Here is a 19,887-nt window from a genome sequence, read left to right as displayed (position 1 = left end):
GATGAACCCTCCATTATTTGAACACTCGGAACTCATCACCCTCATCGAGGGGCTTGATGATGGCACGCTTGACGCCAAGGAGCGCGAGCAGTTGCATGACTTGCTGTTGTCGTCTGCCGAGGCCAGAAAGGTCTACCATGACTACATGGGATTCGTGGCCGCTCTGCAGAGCGAGGCCCGGACCCAGGCGGAGAAAGACCTCCTGCCCGTCCTCCCGGGGGCAAACCGGAGAGGGGTGCGCAAGAACTTCACCCGGTCCATCCTCTATGCCGCAGCCATCCTTGTCATCATGGCGGTCGCGGCCCGATTTATCATGGCTCCGGAAGCCGTTCCCTACGCAAGCGTCACCCCGTCAGCGGATATTATTTGGAATCTAAGCCAAGGGGACGCAGCTAAGGATACCCCGCCCGGTGTCATCACTCCGGGGTCAACGGTTCATGTCACCCACGGCTCACTCAATATCTCGTTGCCGGACGGCACGGAATTGATCCTTGAAGGTCCGGCGGCACTGCATTTTCCGGAGTCCCTCTATCAGCCGGAACTGCAAAAAGGTCGCCTTTGGGTTGATTCCAATGTTGGCAAGGAATCCTTCTCCATCACCACCAACGGATATCTGGTGAAAGACATCGGCACACGTTTTGGTGTTTTTGCTGGAGACAGCCTGGAGGTCCACGTTTTCGAGGGCGAGGTGCAATTGGTTGAGCCTCAATCGAATGAAAAGCAGGCATCGCTCAAGGCGAACGAGGCGATCCGTGTTGTTTCCAAGGGAAAGACTTCGGTGATTCCTCTCGCTGCAGGGCCGTTTCCCACCCAGGTGAAAACCGCTGCCAGTATGCGTTTCAGCCAGAACTTCAGCGGTAAAAACAATCTCTTGGACAGGGGCTGGGTCACGCGTGCCGGCAACTGGAAGCAGGGGAAGGACGGGCTGACGTCCACCGCCCGGGTCCACGCGGTCATGGCACACCGCTCCCTGCCTGCCAACGATCCGTTTTTCGTCTCGATGGATTTTCAGTTTAAAAAACGATCGTCGGGCAAAACTGAGCAGTGGGCGGGTGTCGCCTGGAATGTTCCCGTCGCCGGAGACCAGGAATTACCTTACTTTGTCTTCCGCGTCAGGCAGGACAGTGGACGCGTAACCATCTCCAGGGTCGAAAAACATTCCGATGCCAACCCACTTCAACTGATGAGCAGCGAGGACGCCGGCGGTGATCTGGGGGCTCTTAAAATGAACCACGATTACCGGCTCACGCTGACTGTGGACAAGGGGGGAGTTGTCACCGGGAAGATTTTTGACTTAAGCGCTCCAGGCAAGGCTCTGATGACCTTGAGCAAGGAGCTGGAGGCACCCGAGAGGGGAAACCTGGGTATTTACACCCGCTTTGGGAATCATGTCCTGATGAAGAAATTCTCGGCACAAACAACACGTTCGGAAAAATAATCATCATCGATGGCATTTTTTCGTTAACCTTATGCCGGGATGTGGACTTCCGTAGATGTCCAACGCCGTAAGTTGGCCACGAATCCCAATATCTACCAATATGACAACCACTATGAAAAAGAAACTAATCATGGCAGCGATGGCCGCCGCAGTCATCCCTTCAGCATCAGCAGCAACCAGCTTCACCGATGATTTTGGTGACTCGAGCATTGACTCCGAATGGAATAAAAATGGGGTAAACTGGGTGGAAGGTGCCGGTGAGTTATCCGTGACAGGGATCGGAGGGCCTTCAGGTGCAGCTAGTTATATCACTACATCGACGGTGCCCAGCGACACCGCCTTTACGCTGACTATGGATTTCCATGTGACCTCGGTTACCGCCAGTGAACAAGATTGGGCTGGAGTGGCATGGAATTTTGGTAGTGCTGCCAGTACCTACATTTGGAGAGTCCGCACTGAGAATGGTCGCGCTACGATTACTGAATGGGGCGGTGACATTAACTTGTGGAGCAGTGCTGTTGAGGGACCTGGCGATTTTGGCGCGTTAACGGCGAATAACACCTATCGTCTTACTGTCGTTTCACCCGTTGCAGGAACGTTCAGTGCTGAACTCATCGATATTGATGGCACGGATGGAACCATCTATTCTACGGGAACTATTGTCGATGCTACGCATACCAGCGGAGGCCACTTTGGCATTTACGCGCTTCAACCTGAAGACAATGAATTACAAGTTGAGAGCTTTTCAGTTGTTACTTCGGTTCCCGAGCCTTCCTCCTTCGCTCTTCTTGGTCTTGGTGGCTTGGCCTTGATACTGCGCCGTAGAAAGTAATTTGATCAAATGAAACTAACAGTGCCTATGGGAGTCATTTTCCATGGGCATTTTTTTCGCCAACTTGTCAGACACCCGGATTCATTATGAGAAACACCATGTTATTACCCCTGATCTGTGGGGGAATTACCGCCGCAGCTTCCTCGCTTCATGCCGGGATTACCATCCAGAACCACAGCTTTGAGTCGGATATCATTGCCCGAGACGGGAACACCGCAACGGTTGCGTCCCCTGGAGATGACTACAATAACTCCATCGTTCCCACAGGCTGGATCGGGTTTGATGATGGTCGGGGTGGCACGGCGGGGAACCGGGGCATCGTTTCCCATGCCGGCGATAGCTTCTTTCATGCATCCTTGACGAATACCCCGGACACGGACGCCAATGACCAATCGTTTTTCACCGCAGCAAGAGACATTTACCAAGTTCTTTCAACCACTCTCGCGCCTAACACAACTTATACGCTAACGGTGGATATTGGCGACCGGGACCTGAGTAACTCGGGTGGTGACCCGGGCAGCCCCATCGTGCATCTCGGTTACGGGTCGGCCACGGGGCAGAATATTCTCCTCACCTTGGACCAGGCAAGCCAGCCGGCGCAGGTGAATGGCAACTGGGTAACCTGGACGGCTCAAATCACCACTGGTGAGGCACCGGCCGGTGAAGGCCAGCCCTTGCGCATTGAACTCACCAACGGCGCGAGCGTCGGCTGGTTCGATAACGTGAGGTTGGTCAATGACCCATGTCCGCCGGAACAGCCGCCGATTCCGATTGATGTCTATTTGCTGGGTGGCCAATCCAATATGCAAGGGGTTGGACGGCAATCGAAATTACCCGCCGAACTGACCTCGATCCCCTCCATCAAATTCTATCACTCCAGCAGTGTCACCAGCGCAGGCGGAGCCAATCATTGGATCAGCCTGCAACCCGCTGGCTTCGACGCCTCATCGTTTGGCCCGGAAATCACCTTTGGTGAAATCTGTGCGGATTATGTCCAAGGCACCCAGGTCGCGTTGATCAAACATGCAGCCGGTGGAACCAGTCTCATCAGTAATTGGAAACCGGGTGCCGACGCCAGTGATACAGGCAATTGGGGGAACCAGTTCAGCACGTTTGTCTCGACGGTAAACAACGCCATCGCTGCGCTCGAGGCGGATGGATACGCACCTGTCATCAGGGGCATGGTCTGGCAACAAGGTGAAAGAGACGCCACAAGCGTTTCCGATTCCAATGCTTATGGCACCAACCTTTCCCATTTCATAGGTCGCATCAGGGAGCAATTCAGCAGTCATGCATCGCCCGACGGGATTCGTTTTGTAGCTGGCCAGGTCCTGCCGTATGCTCCGGCTGGTGGACAGGTGGTGACGGATTACCCGGGTTATCTGACCGTGCGGCAAGCCATTCTCGATGCCGATGAAAACTCAGGAGCCGCACTCTCGGTCGCCAATACCGCCAGCATCCCCACCAACAGCACGGATCACCCGACCCATGAACAGGAAATTGACGGTTATCGCGATACCGACGAGGTTCATCTCAACGCCGAGGCACAAATCAACCTTGGCCGGGCCATGGCGTATCAAATGTTGAAATTGACCACAACGATTACCGATGATTTCAACGTTGACCCCATCGATCCCGACTGGACGCCTGTCATTGGTCCGGCATACACCCAGGCTAACGGAGTGCTCACATCTCCGAGCTCGACAGCGGCAACGGTTTATACCCACAAAAAAGAAATTCTAACATCGGCTCCCTTTAGCTTGTCGGTTGAGTTTACATTCGATGCCAAGACAGGTGCACAGAACTGGGCCGGGCTGACCTGGGGGGTAGGCGGCAGTGGACTGGGAGATGATGCCAACGACTTTTACGTCTTCCGGGTCAGAGGGTCCAATGGACGGGTGACCATGTCCCGTTTTGATAATAACTCGACCCAATACAATCTCGATCTCACTAACACCGGCACTGATTTGGGGCCTCTGTTCGATGGGAATACTTATCGCCTGACATTGAATGGCAATGGCTCCGGATCCTACACAGGGTCGCTCATCGATGTCACTGGCGGGGACTCCGGCACGGCGGGGAGCACGATGGTGACTCTATCCGGCACGGACACCACGCTGACCGGGGGGGACTATGGTCTTTATTCAAATGTCGTTGGTGCCGATGACCTGCATTTTGATGATTTTTCAGTGGTTGGGGTCACGTTGCCTCCACCACCCGCCGCACCCACAGGGCTGGTCGCCCTGTCCAGCCCCGGTTCGGTTACGTTGGACTGGGACGACAATACCGAGGCAGATCTTGAAGCTTACAAAGTGTATCGCAAAGAGGGTGCCGGGGGATTTGCTTTATTGGCCACCGTCACTGCGCCCACATCCGCCTACACCGACAGCGGCATATCCAGCGGGGTGATCTACACCTACCAGGTCACCGCACTTGACTCCGACGGCAGTGAATCGGCTGTTAGTAATCAGGCGGTTGGCTCATTTAGCATCGACCTGTCACCCAATGGAAACAAACCCAACGTCATCATTGTGCTGGCAGACGATCAGGGCTGGGGTGATACGGGCTACAACGGACATGGTGTTGTATTGACGCCCTCACTGGATGCGATGGCGGCGGACGGATATGTTTTTCACCGCTTCTACGCGGCGGCTCCCGTTTGTTCGCCATCACGTGCGGGCTTACTAACAGGCCGGCATCCGATCCGCTGCAAGGTTCCCAATCACGGGCGCTACATGCGGGAGCAGGAAATGACGATGGCCGAAGCGTTTAAGGGCGCGGGTTACGTGACGGGCATGTTCGGCAAAGTGCATCTTGGCTCCGGGCAGCCTGACAGTCCGGCCAACCCAAGCGCGATGGGTTTTGACGAGTGGGTCATTGGCTTGAACTATTTTGACAACAACCCATACCTCAGCCGCAATGGCGTGGTCGAGCACCCGACCGGCAAGGGCACGGAGATCACCATGGATGAAGCGATCGGCTTTCTCAATACACACAAAAACGGGCCTCAGCCCATGTTCGCGACGATTTGGTTCCCCTCGCCACACTCACCGCACGAGGAGGTGCCGGATGGCTCGACACTTTACAGCGGCGATAGCAATGCGGGTTACTATCGTGAAATCACTCTGTTGGATGAAAACGTGGGCCGCCTGCGGCAATGGCTGAAAGACAACTCGATCGATCAAAACACCATCCTCTGGTTCTGCAGTGACAATGGCGGCCTGCTCACGGCGAGTTCTGGAGGCCGGGATAAAAAGGGCAGCATCTACGAAGGCGGACTGCGTGTGCCGGCGATTGTCGAATGGCCCGCGCGCAACTTGAAAGGGGCGACCAGTGTTCCCGTGGTGCACTCAGACATGTATCCCACGCTCTTGGCCATGGCGGGTGTCACCGTGGAAAACCAGCTTCCTCTGGACGGTGTGAATGTGACGGATGTCATCGAAGGTGATGTCAGCAGTCGCCCGCCGATTGGTTTCTGGCATCTGTTCCAAGACGGGGAAGCCACCTATAGCGACGCGACGCTGAGCGCGATCATGAACAAACAGCAAGCGGGAGACCCGACACCTCATGATGCGTATCGCATCAAAAAGGACATCGATGAGTTTCCCCGGTTTTCAGAAACGGCATCACCCGGACACGCCGCGTGGTTGAGCTGGCCATGGAAACTGCACCGGATCAATGACACGACCTACGAGCTGTATAATCTGGAAAGCGATCCGATGGAGTCTAACAACCTGGCTGGCGCACCCGAGCATGCGCAACGCCTGAGCGATATGCAGACGGAGCTGCACGCCTGGCAGCAGTCTGTTGTCAGGAGTATCAATGGCGCCGACTACGGGCAACTGGACATGTGGCTTCCCATGAACCGGACCGAGGGAATTGAGGCCTTTGATGCCAGTGGTGAAAAACGGGGAGACCTCATTCAATTTGCAGACAACAGCTCGCATTGGGTCGCTGGAAAACATAACCGCGCCCTGGAATTCGATGGGGTTGACGACCAGGTGGAGATTCCCAATGCCAACTTCTCTCCGCCGGTGGGTGGAAATGCGAGGACGGTGACCGCCTGGATCAAGACAACGGGTGGTGGTGTGATCTGCACCTGGGGGGACCCAACCATCAACGGTGGGTTATGGGAAATGAGTGTTGATGCGAACGGTCGACTCCATCTCGACGTCGCCTCCGGCTCCATCACCGGGCAAACTGATTTACGTGACGGCTTGTGGCACCATATCGCTGTGGTGTTAGCCGACGACGGCTCCCCTGACGTCACCGAAGGACTGCTCTACGTTGATGGTGCCGCCGAGACAATCAGCGCATCCGCGGCCCAAGCGGTCACAACAAGCAACTCGAAAATCTACCTGGGCGGTGCGCGCGTCGGTTCGGCCCAGTTGTCGATCGATGAGTTCCGCATTGCCCCAAGAGCCCTGACACCGGCGGAAGTGACCGCTGAAGCGAATGCCACCGGCCAAGCCGCAGCGGCGTGGTTGTTCAGGAATTTCGGCAGTGTCGCCGCCGTGGATTGGACCTCGGACAGTGATGGAGACGGGGTCGATCTACTCACCGAGTATGCTTTGGGTATGAACCCACTGGTCGCTGACCACGCACAAAGCCAGATCATTCCCACATACAACGCATCCACACAGAAACTGGAAGTCACCTATCCGCAGCGCAATGACGGGACACATGACCTTGGCTACGGTGTCCAGGTTTCCCGCGATCTCACCGACTGGACACTGCCGTGGACTTTGAAATCGACGGCAGACCACCCCACCTTGGACCATGGTGAATTTCACCTCAGAACGATCGAAACCGATGCAAGTTTGACCAGCGAGGAACGCTTGTTCATGCGGCTGCTGATTGCCGATTAGGCGCATGAGGACCCGACATGGCTGCTATTTTATGTGGGGCCAATCGGGGTAAAGAGGACGTTTCTTGGCGTCACGCCCGAGACGTTCGGTGGGGGCCGGAGGGCATTGTTCGAGAGTCGCCTGCAACTTTTGGTGGGCTTTTTTAGCCTCTGGGCTCATGGGTTCTTTTGATAGGTCGGTGGTCTCTTTCAAATCGTTGGGCACAGAGAAAAAGCGGCCGTCGCGGTAAAGTTTGTATTGTTGGGTGCGTGCAAATTGCCCCGGTGTCTTGTCCCAGTAACATTGATAGTGGCAGAGTGCCCAGTCGCGCGGGTTGCCCTTTTCTCCGCGCAATCGAGACAGAAAACTGCGGCCGTCGGTGGGGTCGTTTTCACCCATTTGGATACCAGCGGCTTCTGCCAAGGTGGGGTAAAAATCAGTGAAGTCGACAAGATCACTGAGCACCGTGCCCGCTGATGACGTGCCTTTCCAATAGGCGATGAGAGGAACATGCGTTCCCATGTCTTTCATCCCTCCTTTGCCTCCTTGGATAGGCTGGTTGTTCCATAGTGATGTGATGACCTCATTGGTGCCATTGTCGGCGGTGAAGAGGATCAGTGTGTTTTCAAGCTCACCGAGGTCATCTACTTTTTTGACAATTTTGCCGACGATTTTGTCCATGTAGTTGACCATGGCAACGAAGTTTTTCTTCCGCAGTTTGGCGTCTTTAGGTTGTTTGTTGGTCTTTTTCCCATTGGGGCCAAGGCTGTCGGGTGTGGGGACAAAGGGGTTGTGGACCAGCACCATCGGGTAGTAGAGAAAGACGGGTTGCTGCTTGTGATGTTTCTCGAAAAAATCGCAGAGGAAGTCGCTCATCATGTCGGGGCCGTATTTTCCCGCCACGCTTTTTTTAGGGAGGACTTTACCGTTTTGTTCGATGGCAGGGTTCCAGAATCGTTCGCTGCCTGCGGTTTTGGGTTTTGTGAGTTGCCAGAGACACCACGCATCAAAGCCGGACTTGAGAGGCCGTTGCGCGTCGTTAGATCCGGGGAGTTTGTTGTAGAGACCATTGAGCTGCCATTTGCCTGCGACAGCGGTTTTGTAGCCGGCAGCGTGGAGTAGGTTTCCAAACGTCTTATCCTTCGGATGGAGCAAGCCAAAGTGGGTGTAGTTACGGAAGTTGTATTGCCCCGTCATAATCATCACGCGCGATGTCGTGCAGATGGGGGTGGAGTAACAGTGGTTGAACTGAACCCCTTGTTTCGCCAGTTTGTCGAGTTCCGGTGTTTTGTAATCCTGTGCGCCATAGCTGCCAAAGCATTCCCAGCTCACATCATCCGCCATGATGAGGATGATGTGGGGTTTCTTGGCGCTTGCTGATGAGCATATCAACAGTGCCGCAAGTGAAGTGATCAAGAGTTTCATCATGTTTATGGGGTCAGGTTATTCCGACTCGGGTTTGGTCGTCCGGCCATCGGCTCGTAGTAGAAAACGGAGCAGGGGATCAATAGGTGAGAGACCGTGGGGATGATGGCCCTTGCCAGGTTTATGCCATATTTTGACGGGCCCACCCGCTGCGGCGTAGTGCTTGGCGAAGAGCTCCCCGTTTTCAGCGGGAGGAACAACGACGTCTGCGGTTCCAATCACGAGGGCGACCGGGATTTGATGTTTGGCCAGCTTGGTGGCGAATGAAGCATCGCTGATTTGTGGGTGCTTGGCAGCTTGTTCCTCGGTGATGCCATAGCGTTTGAGGCAGCCTTCCCAGTCGCCTTTGGAAAACTTGCCGTTTTTCCCTCCCGGCCAGGATTTAAAATCGCAGACCGGGTTGTCGCCATAGATGGCCGAAACACGGTCGGGGTGCTTGGCGGCGTAGTTGAAGATCAGCAGCCCGCCACGTGACATGCCTTCCATCATGGATTTTTTATGGAGGTCAAAATTGGAAGTCAGGAAGGTATAAAATTCATCACAGCGTTCCATGGCCTCTCCTGCACCATAGAGTCCGCCCACTTCGACGTAGGCAAGATGGTAGCCACGGTCCAGCAGTGCGAGATCGAGGGCTGGTTGATGGCCAAAGAAGCGAGCCCTCCAGATCCACGGCTGGCCTTTCGCTGCTGTGTGAGGAATGATGAGGGTGCACTGGGCTCCGGTTTTGGGGAGCCGGTAATCGTGACGTTCGAAGCCATTCCATTCGCTACGTGCCCGGGAGATTTTATCAAACCTTGCGCGCTGTCCTGTCGGCTGGATTACCAGATCATAAAGATGGTGCGCGATACGGTTATGGCCCGGGTTGTTGGGGTGCACGCCATCAATCGTTTCGTTAGACGCGAGTGCACGGCTTAGATCGTGGAAAAAAACGCCCTTGTCCCGGAGTGCGGTGTAGGAGTAGGCATGGTGAATAGTAGCCAGGCGCTTGGAGCGCTCGATCAGATCATTTTTCCTGTCGGGGGATAATCCCGGCTGGTTGGGAAACATCGGAGGCGGCGAGCAGAGGTGGACGATGACCTCGGGGTTTGCCTTGCGGAGTTCATCCACAAGAAACTGGGAATCGGCCCTTAGGTTGTTATGGGAATCCCAGTTTTTCCGTTTCTCGTTTTGACAAGTGTCATTGGTTCCCAAGACGATGATGGCGATATCGGGTTTGAATGTCAGAGCATCCTTCCATGGTTTGTTATTTGCAAATGGCTTGTCGGCTTCCCTGAGCATGCAAAGACCGCCTGCCGCGAAGGTCTTAAGTTCATATTGTGCACCGAGTAAGTGGGCTAGCCGCGTTGTGTAGCGGTTGTTTTCCCGGTCCTCGGCACCGGTCCCAAAGGTGATGGAGTCGCCCATCACAGCAACTTTCACTGCCGCCATGTTTGGAGAGGCTAAGAGGAACAGGCTACTGAGTATTAGAACAAATGTGATCCGCATGATCCAAGTGAATAGCGTACGGATATTTAAATTCAATAGGAGACTTGGTTTTCATCACCCGGCACGGTGGTTATCAAGGCCCGGATGGTCTGCGTGCCGGTTGACACGTGTTTGACTTGATGCTTTGCATTCCTGGATTACCCTTCGGACTCCCCCCGGTTCCGATTATACACTTGGCCAGTTGGCTGGATGATGGATAGTGGCCGGGCAGGGAAATATCTTATGAAAAATCCGTTTCGAAAGGACCTGGTTTCACGTTCACGCCCGGAGGCGTGCACGGTGGTGATCTTTGGCGCCACTGGCGACCTGACGCACCGGAAATTGATTCCAGCCCTGTATAACTTACACGTCGAAGGCGATCTTCCGGCAGGGGTGAAAATCATTGGTTTTGCACGTCGGGAGAAATCTGATGACGCGTTCAGAAATGGACTTGAGGAGATCAATCAAAAAGTATCCAGAAGTGGTCACGATGATGCGATCTGGAAAGAGTTTGCTCAGCATGTCCACTATCATCAGAGCGAGTTCCAGGATGTGAATGGTTATCTGCGGCTTGCCGAAAGCCTGGAGGAAATTGATCGTGAACGCGGCGGCAACGGACACCGCTTGTTCTACATCGCGAGTGCTCCCGCCTATTTTGATGACATTCTGGAACACCTCAAGGAAGCAGGGCTGAATCGTAACTCCGAGGGATACTGGGCACGTGTGATTGTCGAGAAACCATTTGGCACAGACCTACCTACCGCCCAGCACTTGAATAAGGTGGTTAGCCGGACATTCAGGGAAAAAGACACCTACCGGATCGACCATTACCTGGGTAAGGAAACAGCCCAGAACATCATGGTTCTCAGGTTTGCCAATGCCATTTTCGAACCACTCTGGAATAACCGCTGCATTGAACAAATCCAGATCACATGCTCTGAGAACCTCGGGATGGAGGGAGGGCGCGGTGGTTATTATGATCAGTCGGGTGCCCTGCGTGACATGGTTCAAAACCATCTCCTACAGCTCCTGAGCCTGGTTGCGATGGAGCCTCCGACCGATCTTTCCGCTGATGGGGTCAGGGACGAAAAAGTCAAGGTGCTGCGTTCCATGCGTCAGTGGGACACCCCTGAACTTGTGGCTCAAAACGTCGTGCGCGCCCAGTATGTGGCAGGGCACGTTGATGGTGAGAATGTTGTAGGATATCGAGACGAGGAGCGGGTGGACCCCGAGTCGATGACGGAATCCTATGTCGCCCTGAGAATCCTGGTGGACACCTGGCGCTGGAGTGGCGTTCCTTTTTATGTGCGGATGGGGAAACAGCTCCCGAAAAAGGCCACGGAGATCTCCGTGCACTTCAAAGAACCACCGACCGTGCTGTTTAACGCCCTCTCAGGAGGTGTTCCCGGTGGCAATGTGCTGGTGATCCGGATTCAACCCGACGAGGGGATTTCCCTGCGCATGGTTTCCAAGATCCCGGGCTCAAGTCTCAGGCTTGAGCCGGTGAAAATGGACTTCCACTACGCAACCAGTTTTGGCAAGGGAAGCCCCGAAGCGTATGAACGGCTCTTACTCGACTCAATGGCCGGCGATGCCACCCTGTTTGCCCGCCGGGACGAGGTGGAAGAGGCGTGGAAGTTTATTGATCATATTGAAAACGCCTGGCACCAGTCGAAATTACCTCCCAAGATGTCGGAGTATGTCGCCGGGACCTGGGGGCCCAGGGATGCAGATGAGTTGTTAGGTGCGAGCGGGCATAAATGGAGAAGGCTTTAACTATTGCTGATTGTGATTGATTACACTGACGATGATTATGCCAGGGCCCTCGGCAAAGAGGTGGCCATTGCCGAGGTCGATAAAGAATTGCGACGGCTCTGGGAGGAAGACAAGGCCAGTACCAATGCCTCATTGATCAATCTGGCAGTGTATTCCGAAGAAAAGGGTGCCATTATCAGGAATTCCGAATTGGTCCAAGCCATCACCCGCGAGCATGCTTGCCGAGCACTCTTGATAGGGATCGACCGATCCAACCCAACGGCGTCAATCCGGGCCTGGATCACCGCGCACTGCCACCTCTCCCACGGCCGTAAAAGCGTTTGTTGCGAGCAGCTCGCTTTTCAACTAACAGGCAGGTCCACGGGACGCCTGCGCAATACCGTGTTCTCCCACCTCAACAGCGACCTGCCCCTGGTGTTCTGGTGGCAAGGTGAGCTGTCGCCTATCTTTTCCGAGAGGCTCTACAGTTTGATCGACCGCTTTGTGTTCGACAGTTCAGACTGGGCGGACCCGATGTCATCGTTTCGCTGTATCGAGAAAGTGATGGAGGACGAGAAAGACCTGTTGCCGATGGATGTCGAGTGGACACGCAGTTTTCAGATTCGTTTGGCTGTGGCAGGATTGTTTGATGATCCGATGGCGGCAAATGCCTTGGAGCGCACGACCAGAATCCGCATTGTGGTGCACCCCGGTCACAAGATGGCAGGGCTACAACTGCTCGCATGGATCATCGAGAGCACCGGCTGGATGCGCAGCATGGAGTTTGGCCTGGATGATGTGCATGGGGCGGATACCTATTATTTTGAAACGAACGAAGGCACGGATGTGACCGCGACCGTGGAGGTGAATGCCGCAGGTGCACCCATCAGCCTGGTTGAGCTTTCCTCGTCTGACTGTCTTGTGAGTGTATCAAGGGAGGTGGACGCACCCTACTTGCATCAGCAGCTAGAGGTCGGGGCACATCGGATTGACCGCTGCATGCCTGCCAATAGTGATGATGCGGCGGAGCTGGTGATGAACCAACTCTCCCGCGGCGGTAAGAACACTCTCTACCGAAGTATGATGCCCACTTTCCTGGAGTTGCTGGGAGGTGAGGGTGACTGTCCGTGTTTGATGAGCATACGTTAGTGTGGAAAAAATAAAGGCGCACCCACGAAGGATGCGCCTGCGTTGAAATGTGGTTGGGTTTCTGCTTAGAACGTGCCACTGATACCGATACCGACGAGGTCGACATCACCGCCTGCCGTTCCAGTAAAGGCTGGCTCATTAGGCCCGATCCTGGTGTCATCTGCAAACAGGTGGGTGTATGCGAGATCGAGGTTATAGCAGTCGTTGAGTTTGATGGTAGCACCGATGCTCGCCCAGATGCGGTCGCCATCGGGGATGCGGAGTGTGCGGCTCGCATCGGAAACAGGTGTTTCGTCATAGGCAAGACCACAACGGAAGGTGACCTTCTCACTGTGTTTGTAGGTGGCACCAATCGCATAGCGGTAGGAATCCTCCCAGTTTTCTTGCACGGCGAGAAGCGGATCGATACCGGCGTGAACTTTAGGAGCAAGTGTTTTGAATTTGCTCCAGCCCGTCCAGGTGACATCAGAGTGGATAGCCCACTTGTCGTTTAGCTCATGATAGATACTCAGCTCGGCGACGTCGGGAAGCTCAATGCTCAGTGAGGCATCACGCTTGTATGCGCCTGTGCTACCAACGAGTATACCTTCCGCAGTGCCCTCGATCTGAAGATCGATCGATGAGCGATACTGCAGACCGATGCGGGTGCGGTCGCTGACTTCGAAAAGAACACCGAAGTTCCACCCGATTGACCAGTCGTCGCCTTCGAGATCGAAGAACTTGTTGCCGCCAAGATAATTGGTCAGCCGGCCCTCGGCATAAAGGACATCGATACCGGCACCAATCGTCCATTGGTCATTGAGGCGGTAGGCGAGTGATGGGTTGAGCGTCACCGTGGTGATTTCACTGGTTTCCGACCCTACCACAGAGGAAAATGCTCTCGAGTATTCAGTGGCGAGACCAAAGGATGAATACATGCCAAAACCCGCACTCAGATTATCGTTAATCTTGCGGCTGTAATAGAAATAGGGAACCAGTGCGTCCTCGGCGATGTCCGTATCACTGATGTTACCAACCAGAGGGTTCGGGTGCACGCCTTGAACATCCACATCGGGCTTGATGTATTGAAGGCCTACTGAAAGAGCTCCGTCGTCTAACAGGATCATGCCCGCGGCGTTGGAGGCGATGACGGATGCATCGTCGGCAATGGCGGCTTCACCTGAAAAGGCCCGACCGAGACCGGAGACAGAGCGCTCAGCAAGTTGGAAACCGGCGCCGAGGAGTGGAGTGCTGCTCATGCCTAACAAGGCGGCGGCAGCCGTAACGTGGGTGTAATTTCTAGTTTTGTTTGTCATAGGAAGCAGGTGTGGTTGACACCATTGCACGCCAGCCTTGCCAAATGTTGGGGTGCGTCAAGTGCACACTCAACAATGTTTCAAACAACGTTTAAAAACGGGTTGTGTTCCCGTTCATCTTTGACCGTGGTTAGTGGACCATGGCCAGGGCAGAGGACCGTGTCGTCTGGCAGTGTGAGTATATGTTCCCGAGCCGTTTGAAGAGCCCGTTGATAACTGGTGATGTTAGGTGTCTTTCCCATCGAGCCCGCAAAGATACTATCGCCGAGGATGCAAACAGGTTGCGTCAGGCCTTCATAGAGGTAGGCTTTGGCTGTGGGCAGGTGGCCACTGACATCCAGGGCTGTGAGTCGGTGCTGGGATGTGTGCAGGAGGATTTGCCCATGGGCACAGTCTTCAGGATAGACTATGCGTATTTTGCCGAAATCGGGAATGGAGGCGGTGTGGTCGTGATGCCTGTGGGTGATGTGGAGAGCGTCGATTTCCATGGCGCGGTCGGTGAGAAACCGTGTGACCGGCACTGCGTCTGTGCCGGTGTCGAACACCATGGCATGGCGGCCCCGGGTGATGACATAGGCATTCACGCCCGCATGACCAAAGGGTGAGACAAAGTGTGTCAGTCCATCGGGACAGGAAACCGTCGGTCGGTAGTCCGGCAGTCCTATCAACGCAGGTGCCGACAAGTGGAGAGCGGCTGCCAATTTACATAATATTTCCTCGTCGCAATCCCCGCGTAATGCCGATTGGATGTCCCGCTCGCTCAGGCCTGTCATTGCAGCAAGGCGCCGGGTTGTAAGTTCAAGTCCATGCATCGCCTTGGCGATCACATCACAGGGTTCATCTTCGAGGGGTATGATATCGGGCTGCATTTCAAGTTGTTATCGACCCGACTTGTAGCCTAGACATGGTGCATGATCAATGTGGTTTGTGCGGTGATACAGGATAGACAGGGGCGGGTCCTGGTGTGTCGACGGCCGGATGGGAAGGCTCTGGCAGGGAAATGGGAGTTTCCCGGAGGTAAAATCGAGCCTGACGAACCCGCAGGCTCAGCTCTTCAACGAGAGATTGCCGAGGAGCTGGGTTGCGAGGTGGAGGTGGGGCGTAGGCTCGATGAAGTGATATGGCACTATCCTGCCTTCTCGATACGGTTAATGCCCTACCTCTGTAAAATCCGGGCAGGGGAGCCGGTGGCATTGGAGCACCGGGAAATACGCTGGGTTGGCCTGGAGCAATGCCCGTCGCTCGACTGGGCTGAGGCCGACGTGCCGGTATGGTCGTCGATGTGCCGCTAGGCATTGCTACCGGCCATGGGCGATGCGCTCGGCGAGGGACTCCGGGAGGCCGGCGGCGAGAATCTTTTTCTGTGCCGTTTTGAGGTCGTAATCAAGCCGGCGAAAGATCACCATCTTCTGGTCAGTGTCGTAGATGCAATACGATGCCCGCCAATCACCATCACGTGGTTGGCCGACGGATCCAGTGTTGATGAAGTACTTGCAGTTAGGCTCAATGGCAATGGATTCTGCGGGGACCTCCTGCACGCGGGTATCGCGCACAAACACACGCGGGACGTGGGTGTGTCCATAAAAGCAGACTGGCGTCACCTGGTAAGAAAAATTTGCCATGGCATCAAACTTGTTGGTGACGTAATTCCATGAATTCGGCTGGTCGAGGGTCGAGTGAACCACCGTGAAATCGTGGGTCTGCCTGACCATGCGCAAGCGTGCAAGCCACAGGCGTTGTTCCGGGCTGAGTTGGTCACGGGTCCAGCGCAGGGCTTCGGCCGCTACCGGGTTCATCATTTCCAGGGAGGTGTCATGGCCGCAGTCCTGGTCGTGGTTGCCTTTGACCACCGGGCAATCCATCGCCCGGACCCGTTCCAGGCAGGCGGCGGGGTCAGCGTTGTAGCCAACCACATCGCCAAGGCAGATATAGCTGTTACAACCTTCGGCCGCAGCATCCTCCATAACAGCCTCAAGGGCTTCCAGGTTGGCGTGAATGTCACTGAAAATACAGATTCTCATGGGAATAGGGGCGAGCAATCAATGCCTTGCACAGGGGCTAAGTGGAAGCATAAAAATCAGTAGAGCAGGATGTTTTCCCTCCGTAGGCCGTTCCGGATGAGTGATGATGTGGTTTTTACGGACTTGACGTGCTATTTCTTACTAAGCCATCGACAGAAATGGCGGTTTGTGGCAGTAAGGGACTCATGAAATTTGCACTGAAGATTGCGCTGCAACTGTTGGCGGCCTCCTCGTTGGCCTCCTCGTTGGCGGCAGCCGAGCCGATGCCCGATAGAAGAATCACCTACAAGAAGGTCGGCGACGGCGAGCTGAAGCTGCATCTCTTTAACCCTCCGGGCCACAAGATCAGCGATAAAACCCCGGCGATCGTGTTTTTCTTCGGAGGTGGTTGGAATGGGGGGGCACCCAAGCAGTTTTACCCCCAGTGCGCTTATTTTGCTTCACGCGGTTTGGTGGCTGTCAGTGCGGAGTATCGAACGTATAAATCTCACAAAACATCACCCAGGGAGTGTGTGATGGACGGAAAATCCGCAGTCCGCTGGCTGCGCTCGCATGCCGTGGAGCTAGGGATTGACCCTGACAAGATCGCCGCGGGTGGGGGCTCGGCTGGAGGACATGTGGCGGCAACCACCGGGACGGTAACAGGTTTCAATGAAAAAGGGGAGGATACGACGGTGAGCTGCATCCCCAATGCCCTGGTTCTGTTTAATCCGGTCTACGACAATGGTCCCAAGGGCTACGGTTATTCGCGGGTAAAGGACTATTGGAAAGAGTTCTCTCCAATGCACAACCTCAGCAAGGCGACGCCTCCGACCATTGTCTTCCTGGGGACGAAAGACGAGCTGATCCCCGTGGCTACGGCCAAGGAATATCAAAAACGGATGAAAGCCCTGGGTATCCGATCTGATTTACACCTTTACGAAGGGCAGCCCCACGGGTTTTTTAACAAGCAAAAGTATCAGGAAACCGTGATCGAAACCGACAAGTTCCTCAAAGAACTTGGTTTTCTAAAAGGAGAACCTACTTTGAAATAACGAAGGGATTGGTTTGAAAATTGCAATACTGGCAACGATTCTGTGCATCTGTGGAGGACTGTCCTTCGCGGGGCAGCGTCCTAACGTACTTGTAATCCTGGTCGACGATCTGGGTTATTCCGATCTTGGTTGTTATGGAGGGGAAATAGAAACGCCGCACATCGATAGTCTGGCGAGCGGGGGGGCCAGGTTTGCCTCGTTCTACAATTCGGCGCGATGTTGCCCATCGCGGGCGTCGCTGATGACCGGTCTGCATCCCCACCAGGCAGGGATCGGCTCGTTCGCCTACCCGAAGCCCCATAAGGGCATGAGTCCCGCCTACACCGGGCATTTGTTGCCAAGTACAGTCACTCTGGCTGAACTGTTGGGTGATGCGGGATACTCGACGTGGATGGTTGGGAAATGGCATATGGGTTACCCCGGACCGATTGCCCGCGGCTTTCAGAATTACTTTGGCTTTAAAGACATGCTGGCCCATTCTGAAAACCAGTGGGAGCCAAGTCTCTATACACGCCTTCCCAAGGGGACCGAGCCGGAGTTGAAGTATGATGAGGGAGGTTTTTTTGCCACGGATGTTTTTACTGACTACACCCTCGAATTTTTAAAACAGGCACGCCGTAAAAAGGACAAACCCTGGTTTCTTTATCTGGCACACTCGGCACCGCATTTCCCGGTCCAGGCCCCCATCAAGACCATTGATAAATACATGCCAACCTTTCGTAAGGGCTGGGATATTCTGAGGGAGGCGCGCTTTGAGAGACAAAAGAAGTTAGGCCTCGTGGACGCCGATGCTGTCTTGCCGCCAAGATCACAGGTTCCTGTGGATAGGGATGATATTGCCAACGGTTATTCAGGGAAGCAAAATCCGGCATGGAGCACTCTCCCGGCGGATCGTCGTGAAGACCTGGCCCGGCGCGGGGCAACCTTTGCAGCCATGGTGGAGCATGTCGACCTGGGGGTAGGAAGGGTTATCGCAGACCTCGAAAAAAATGGTGAGCTCGATAATACGCTCATTTTATTTACCAGTGACAACGGCGCTTGCTACGAGTGGGGGCCATTCGGTTTTGACGGAACGTCACGCCTTGGAAAAACAACGCTCCATACGGGAGCTGCCCTGCGGAATATCGGGCAGGCAGGGACCCATCATTCCTATGGCTCAGGTTGGGCCAATCTGGGCAATACCCCGCTGACGAAGTACAAGCACTTTTGCCACGAGGGAGGAATCAGTTCGCCGATGATCGTACACTGGCCCGCATTTTTTGCAACCAGGGCGGCGGGACAAAAATCCAGGATTCTCGGCTACCCCGGGCACATCATGGATGTTGTGCCTACCGTGTTAGATGCTACTGGTGCCGGTTACCCACGGGAGCGTCAAGGAAACGCAATCACGCCCTTAGAGGGAGGCTCGCTGTTACCAGCCATCGAGGGCAAGGAATTACCCGTGCGCTCTCTTGCCTTTGAGCACCAAAAGGCCAGGGCCTTGCGCAAGGGCGACTGGAAGATCGTCCTGGGTAAACGCCAGCCGGAAGAAATCCGATGGGAGCTCTACCATCTGAAAACGGATCGCTTTGAACAGCACAACGTCGCAGCCCAACATCCTGAAATCGTGCAGAACCTTGTCGCCGAGTGGGAAGCCTGGGCTAAAAAAGTGGGCGCCGATCCTTACGCGGTCAAAAAGAAACCCCAGCCGGCGAATGGGCAGGTTAAGGGTAAGAGGGGCAGGAAGGGCAAGGTTGAATAGTCTGACATAACACCATGCCGACCGCTGATTTGCGTTGGTCTGGTTTTGTCCGGCACCTGGGGCCGACATCTGGTAGGGGCGGGTGGATTCCGTTTCGGCGTTAAATAAGGTGAAAACGGTAAATAGAGCCGGATGCCATTTTTTTCGTAGATTTGTGCAAGGCGTTACGTAGGATAGCACCATGAAAATTGCATGTTGTATGGCAGTTGCCCTGATGATGTCCGTTGGAAGCACTCTGGCGGAAGGGGCGGGCAAACACCTCTTCATTCTCACCGGACAGTCGAATATGGCGGGTCTCGACCCCGGGGAAAGCTTCACCCCAACCGTTAACAAGGAGTTTGGTGCGGATAATGTCATTGTCATCAAACACGCACAAGGAGGCCAGCCGATCCATCGGTGGGACAAACGATGGAAGGATCCCGAAGGGAAAACACCCAAGCAATCGGGTGATATCTATCAAGCTACCATGGCCAAGGTAAAGGCCGCGATCAAAGGCCAGGAAATCCAGTCGGTCACCTTTCTCTGGATGCAGGGAGAGAGGGATGCCCGTATGGAGTGGGGGGATCTTTATGAAGCCAGTCTGAAGCGGTTGATCAAGCAAGTCAGCGATGATCTGGACTTTGAGAACCTCAATTTCGTGATTGGCCGTATCAGTGATTACGACATGGCAAACAAACGTTACAAACACTGGACCAAAATAAGGGACATCCAGGTGAAGCTGGCCAAGGGCAGCCCCCGCGGTGACTGGGTGGATACTGACGATTTGAATGAGGGTAAAAACCGCCAGGGCAAGGTCATCAAAAACGACCTTCACTACAGTGTTGCAGGATATAAACTATTCGGCCAGCGCCTGGCTGAAAAAGCCATTGCCCTGATCAATCAATAA

14 protein-coding genes are annotated in these 19,887 nt (G+C 54.7%); 9 read left to right on the top strand and 5 right to left on the bottom strand.

What is annotated here, in order from left to right; genetic code table 11:
- Nucleotide 1 precedes the first annotated feature (1 nt).
- From H7A51_07005 to H7A51_06995, 3 genes are all read left to right on the top strand, one after another.
- The gene (locus H7A51_07005; GenBank protein MCP5535970.1) at nt 2–1,438 is read left to right on the top strand and encodes a FecR domain-containing protein; all 1,437 of its coding nucleotides are present in this window, start codon (nt 2–4) and stop codon (nt 1,436–1,438) included.
- Nucleotides 1,439–1,550: 112 nt separating this feature from the next.
- Entirely contained in the window at nt 1,551–2,270 is a 720-nt protein-coding gene (locus H7A51_07000) for a PEP-CTERM sorting domain-containing protein (GenBank protein MCP5535969.1), read from the top strand.
- A 98-nt stretch (nt 2,271–2,368) separates the two neighbouring features.
- Entirely contained in the window at nt 2,369–7,138 is a 4,770-nt protein-coding gene (locus H7A51_06995) for a sulfatase-like hydrolase/transferase (GenBank protein MCP5535968.1), read from the top strand.
- Between the two features lie 24 nt (nt 7,139–7,162).
- On the opposite strand, the gene H7A51_06990 is transcribed toward H7A51_06995, so the two are convergent.
- Nucleotides 7,163–8,545: a sulfatase-like hydrolase/transferase gene (locus tag H7A51_06990; protein ID MCP5535967.1), complete on the bottom strand. Its 1,383-nt coding sequence runs from the start codon at nt 8,543–8,545 to the stop codon at nt 7,163–7,165.
- Between the two features lie 15 nt (nt 8,546–8,560).
- Nucleotides 8,561–9,970, bottom strand: a complete 1,410-nt coding sequence (locus tag H7A51_06985; GenBank protein ID MCP5535966.1) for a prolyl oligopeptidase family serine peptidase — start codon at nt 9,968–9,970, stop codon at nt 8,561–8,563.
- A gap of 279 nt (nt 9,971–10,249) precedes the next feature.
- On the opposite strand from H7A51_06985, the gene zwf reads away from it, so the two are divergent.
- Nucleotides 10,250–11,782 (top strand): glucose-6-phosphate dehydrogenase, encoded by a 1,533-nt coding sequence (zwf, locus tag H7A51_06980; GenBank protein MCP5535965.1) that lies wholly within the window; start codon nt 10,250–10,252, stop codon nt 11,780–11,782.
- Between the two features lie 6 nt (nt 11,783–11,788).
- Complete coding sequence (locus H7A51_06975) at nt 11,789–12,910, top strand: glucose-6-phosphate dehydrogenase assembly protein OpcA (protein ID MCP5535964.1); 1,122 nt, start codon at nt 11,789–11,791, stop codon at nt 12,908–12,910.
- A gap of 65 nt (nt 12,911–12,975) precedes the next feature.
- Here the strand turns inward: H7A51_06975 and H7A51_06970 are convergent, their stop codons facing one another.
- Together H7A51_06970 and H7A51_06965 are read right to left on the bottom strand one after the other, a co-directional pair.
- Nucleotides 12,976–14,205, bottom strand: a complete 1,230-nt coding sequence (locus H7A51_06970) for an outer membrane protein transport protein (protein ID MCP5535963.1) — start codon at nt 14,203–14,205, stop codon at nt 12,976–12,978.
- Between the two features lie 80 nt (nt 14,206–14,285).
- Nucleotides 14,286–15,074: an MBL fold metallo-hydrolase gene (locus tag H7A51_06965; GenBank protein ID MCP5535962.1), complete on the bottom strand. Its 789-nt coding sequence runs from the start codon at nt 15,072–15,074 to the stop codon at nt 14,286–14,288.
- A gap of 42 nt (nt 15,075–15,116) precedes the next feature.
- Here H7A51_06965 and H7A51_06960 point away from each other — a divergent pair, with 42 nt between their 5' ends.
- Nucleotides 15,117–15,497, top strand: a complete 381-nt coding sequence (locus H7A51_06960) for a (deoxy)nucleoside triphosphate pyrophosphohydrolase (protein ID MCP5535961.1) — start codon at nt 15,117–15,119, stop codon at nt 15,495–15,497.
- A 6-nt stretch (nt 15,498–15,503) separates the two neighbouring features.
- Here H7A51_06960 and H7A51_06955 read toward each other — a convergent pair whose 3' ends face one another.
- Nucleotides 15,504–16,226: a metallophosphoesterase family protein gene (locus H7A51_06955; protein ID MCP5535960.1), complete on the bottom strand. Its 723-nt coding sequence runs from the start codon at nt 16,224–16,226 to the stop codon at nt 15,504–15,506.
- Nucleotides 16,227–16,411: 185 nt separating this feature from the next.
- Between H7A51_06955 and H7A51_06950 the strand changes: the two genes are divergently transcribed.
- The 3 genes from H7A51_06950 (at nt 16,412) to H7A51_06940 (ending at nt 19,887) form a co-directional block, all read left to right on the top strand.
- A complete protein-coding gene (locus tag H7A51_06950; protein MCP5535959.1) occupies nt 16,412–17,260 on the top strand; it encodes an alpha/beta hydrolase fold domain-containing protein in 849 nt (282 codons plus the stop codon).
- Nucleotides 17,261–17,267: 7 nt separating this feature from the next.
- The gene (locus tag H7A51_06945; protein MCP5535958.1) at nt 17,268–19,001 is read left to right on the top strand and encodes an arylsulfatase; all 1,734 of its coding nucleotides are present in this window, start codon (nt 17,268–17,270) and stop codon (nt 18,999–19,001) included.
- A 181-nt stretch (nt 19,002–19,182) separates the two neighbouring features.
- Nucleotides 19,183–19,887: an acetyl xylan esterase gene (locus H7A51_06940; protein ID MCP5535957.1), complete on the top strand. Its 705-nt coding sequence runs from the start codon at nt 19,183–19,185 to the stop codon at nt 19,885–19,887.

The sequence above is a fragment of the Akkermansiaceae bacterium genome (assembly GCA_024233115.1).
GTDB lineage: Bacteria > Verrucomicrobiota > Verrucomicrobiia > Verrucomicrobiales > Akkermansiaceae > Oceaniferula.
This window is presented reverse-complemented; position numbering and strand designations above follow the sequence as displayed.

Coding starts and splice junctions, on each gene's coding strand:
- H7A51_07005 (MCP5535970.1), top strand. CDS start 2: ATGAACCCTCCATTATTTGAACACTCGGAACTCATCACCCTCATCGAG.
- H7A51_07000 (MCP5535969.1), top strand. CDS start 1,551: ATGAAAAAGAAACTAATCATGGCAGCGATGGCCGCCGCAGTCATCCCT.
- H7A51_06995 (MCP5535968.1), top strand. CDS start 2,369: ATGTTATTACCCCTGATCTGTGGGGGAATTACCGCCGCAGCTTCCTCG.
- H7A51_06990 (MCP5535967.1), bottom strand. CDS start 8,545: ATGATGAAACTCTTGATCACTTCACTTGCGGCACTGTTGATATGCTCA.
- H7A51_06985 (MCP5535966.1), bottom strand. CDS start 9,970: ATGGCGGCAGTGAAAGTTGCTGTGATGGGCGACTCCATCACCTTTGGG.
- zwf (MCP5535965.1), top strand. CDS start 10,250: ATGAAAAATCCGTTTCGAAAGGACCTGGTTTCACGTTCACGCCCGGAG.
- H7A51_06970 (MCP5535963.1), bottom strand. CDS start 14,205: ATGACAAACAAAACTAGAAATTACACCCACGTTACGGCTGCCGCCGCC.
- H7A51_06965 (MCP5535962.1), bottom strand. CDS start 15,074: ATGCAGCCCGATATCATACCCCTCGAAGATGAACCCTGTGATGTGATC.
- H7A51_06960 (MCP5535961.1), top strand. CDS start 15,117: ATGATCAATGTGGTTTGTGCGGTGATACAGGATAGACAGGGGCGGGTC.
- H7A51_06955 (MCP5535960.1), bottom strand. CDS start 16,226: ATGAGAATCTGTATTTTCAGTGACATTCACGCCAACCTGGAAGCCCTT.
- H7A51_06950 (MCP5535959.1), top strand. CDS start 16,412: ATGAAATTTGCACTGAAGATTGCGCTGCAACTGTTGGCGGCCTCCTCG.
- H7A51_06940 (MCP5535957.1), top strand. CDS start 19,183: ATGAAAATTGCATGTTGTATGGCAGTTGCCCTGATGATGTCCGTTGGA.